The organism is Embleya sp. NPDC025285 (assembly GCF_055558835.1).
In genome coordinates this window covers 1-2,932 of the sequence record NZ_JBVHLU010000249.1, presented here as the reverse complement: position 1 = coordinate 2,932, position 2,932 = coordinate 1, and the positions used below count along the sequence as shown (strand labels likewise).

3 protein-coding genes and 1 pseudogene are annotated in these 2,932 nt (G+C 69.5%); 2 read left to right on the top strand and 2 right to left on the bottom strand.

Going from position 1 to position 2,932, the window contains the following annotated elements:
• A pseudogene (locus tag ACZ4FV_RS51890) lies at positions 1-706 on the bottom strand (hypothetical protein); the annotation flags it as partial.
• Positions 707-716: 10 nt separating this feature from the next.
• Positions 717-1,199: a hypothetical protein gene (locus ACZ4FV_RS51885; protein ID WP_395873941.1), complete on the bottom strand. Its 483-nt coding sequence runs from the start codon at positions 1,197-1,199 to the stop codon at positions 717-719.
• Positions 1,200-1,616: 417 nt separating this feature from the next.
• On the opposite strand from ACZ4FV_RS51885, the gene ACZ4FV_RS51880 reads away from it, so the two are divergent.
• Complete coding sequence (locus ACZ4FV_RS51880) at positions 1,617-2,270, top strand: response regulator transcription factor (RefSeq protein ID WP_395873940.1); 654 nt, start codon at positions 1,617-1,619, stop codon at positions 2,268-2,270.
• Positions 2,267-2,932: HAMP domain-containing protein (locus ACZ4FV_RS51875; RefSeq protein ID WP_465328412.1), on the top strand; the 666-nt coding region annotated here is incomplete at its 3' end. The genes ACZ4FV_RS51880 and ACZ4FV_RS51875, both read left to right, overlap by 4 nt.

Here is a 2,932-nt window from a genome sequence, read left to right as displayed (position 1 = left end):
TGAACCCGCCGTAGCCCAACGCCTGGAGGTTCTGCTCCAACTCGCGGACGTCCACACCCTTGTCCACACCGACGGACAACGCCCGCCAGAACGGCATCTCGCCATAGAACAACGGCACCTTCGTCCCGTCCCGCCCGTACACCCGATCACCGCGCGACAACGTGTCGCCCACGCCCGGAAGCCAGGTGATCGTCCCGGGCCCCGCGTCGTTCCCGGCATCCGGCGGCGAACCACCCCGACCGGAACCTCCGCCCGTACCGGACCCACCACCCGAACCCGAACCCTGGGGCTGATTGCCGCCACCCGGGTTCTGCGACGGTGGTGGGGTGCCGCCGCCCTGCGGCTTGTTCCCACCACTCGGAGGCGGCGTCTCCTTGTCCGGTCCGGGCGCGGCCGCGTTCACGGAGTACGTGCCCGCGTATCCGAGCCTGCCGTCCACATTCTGCCGGTCCACCAGGTCCGCCCGGGTCACCGGCACGGCGTCCAGCTTGGTGCGGTTCGCGGACGCCTCGGCGTCACCGCCTCCATCCGCGAACAGAACGGCCGCCGCGCCGCCCGCCGAGGCCAGCACCAGGGCCGCCGCGAGTGCGCGCCGCCGACGGCGCCGCCGACGCTCCCGCGGATACGCCGAACGGTCCGGCTCCGCCGGGGCCGGCGTGGCTCCGTCCTCGTACTCGTAGTGCTGTGGGGTGTCGATCGAAACCACGTCGCCGCCCCTACTTCTTCTTCTCGAGCGGCGGAACCTTCTTGTTGCACACTTCCAGCGCCTTGGTGGTCTTCTCGTCACCCGCTTCGAGCGTCACCATGCCCGTGCCGTCGCCCATGTCGACGCCGTTCTCGCGCATGCACTCCGCGTTCTTGGCCTGCCACTCCTTGAACTTGGGGTCGTTGGGGTCGAAGTCGCTCTTCGGCTGGAACTTCTCGCACGCCTTGAGCGCGTTCTCGGTCTTGGACATGTCACCGTCCGCGGGGACGCCCATCGCGCGCATCGCGCCGCCCTCCCCAGGCTCCGGATCCGGCATGTCGATGCCGTTCTCCCGCATACAGCCCGCGAACTTGACCATCTGCTCGCGGTCCGAGGCATCGCCCTTCTTGCCCGAATCCGACTGGCCGCCGGCCTTCTCGGCGCCGCCGCCGCCCGAGGCCACCTTGTTCTTCGCCGAGCCGCCGCCGTCGTCACCGCACCCGGCCGTGGTCAAGGCGAGGCCACTCGCCAGAACCACCCCAACCGCCAACCGCAGCGCCAGAGGTCCTCCCGATCCTGTGCGCCCAAACCTCGTCATCACTGCCGCTCCCGCCTGTTTGTAGGGCCTGTGGTCATGCCCGCCCCGACGTCGTCGTCGACCGATCTCGTCGTCGACTCGATGTCGGCGCCGAAGTCGATGTCGGCACCAACGTCGGTGCCGATGTCGATGTCGAGGGGTGCGACAGCAGGTCTACGCGGCAGCGCGTTACCGGGCCGTCTCCCGAATTGGTTATCCGGAGCTAACACGGGCTCGCGTATAAACGGTGGGGTTGGCCCCATCCCCATCCATGGCGGTGGAGTACGCCACCCCACCCCACCCACCTCAGCCCATCCCCACCCCCACCCCTGGCCGAAGCGGAGCGACGAGACCTTGCGAGTCCTGGTGACCGAGGACGAGGAACTACTGGCCGATCTGATCGCCCGAGGACTGCGCCGGGCGGCGATCGCGGTGGATGTCGCGTACGACGGCGACAGCGCGCTGGAGCGGCTGATGGTCAACGACTACGACGTCCTGGTACTTGACCGCGACCTGCCCGGCACGCACGGCGACGACGTCTGCCAGGCGGTCGTGGCCGGTCGACTGCGCACCCGCATCCTGATGTTGACCGCCGCCGGTACGGTCCCCGAGCGGGTCGCGGGGCTGCGCCTGGGCGCGGACGACTACCTGCCCAAGCCGTTCGAGTTCGCCGAGTTGCTGGCGCGCGTCCAGGCCCTGGGCCGGCGCGCCACCCCGGCCGTCCCGCCGGTGCTGGAGAAGCACGGCATCGTGCTGGACAGCGCCCGCCGCCAGGTCACCCGCAACGGCGAGTACGTCCGCCTCGCGCACAAGGAGTTCGCCGTGCTCGCCACCCTGATGGCCGCCGACGGCGCGGTGGTCAGCGCCGAGGAACTGCTGGAACGCGTCTGGGACGAGAACATCGACCCCTTCTCCAACACCGTGCGGGTGACCATGTCCAAACTGCGCGCCAAACTGGGCGATCCCCAGGTCATCCGGACCGTGCCCGGCTCGGGATACCTGATATGAGCGGCAGGGCAGGGGATCTTCGACTGCTCTCCCAAGCCGTGTTCCGCCGCCCGTCGGCTCGAGCCCGACTCGCGCTCCTATACGGCGGCATGTCGCTCGTCGTCGGCACGGTGCTGCTGGGCATCGTGTACTGGTTCGTCGACCAGCGGTTGTCCCAGCGGCTGCCGACCGCACTGGCCAGGACCGTCGCGGCGGATTCCGCGTCCGTCTACGGCCCGGCCGCGCCCATCACCGGCCAGGCCCAGCCGGCATACCCGGCGCCGGGGATGCCGGCCCAGGTCACCTTGATCCCGCCCGAGACGATCCGTCGGATCACCACCACCGGCCAGAACGTGACGATGAGTCAACTCCTCACCGTGCTCGGCGCCGCACTGCTCCTGCTCGCCGCGGCCTCGATCCTGGTCGGCTGGTGGATGTCCGGCCGGGTGTTGCGCCCGGTCCACGGGATCACCGCGACGGCACGCCGGTTGTCCGAACACAACCTGCACGAGCGGATCGCGATGCCGGGCCCGGACGACGAACTCAAGCAACTCGCCGACACCTTCGACGGAATGCTCGATCGCCTAAAGAAATCCTTCGACAGCAGGCGCCTGTTCGTCGCCAACGCCTCACACGAGCTGCGTACGCCGCTCACGATCCAGCGCACGGCGATCGAGATCGGC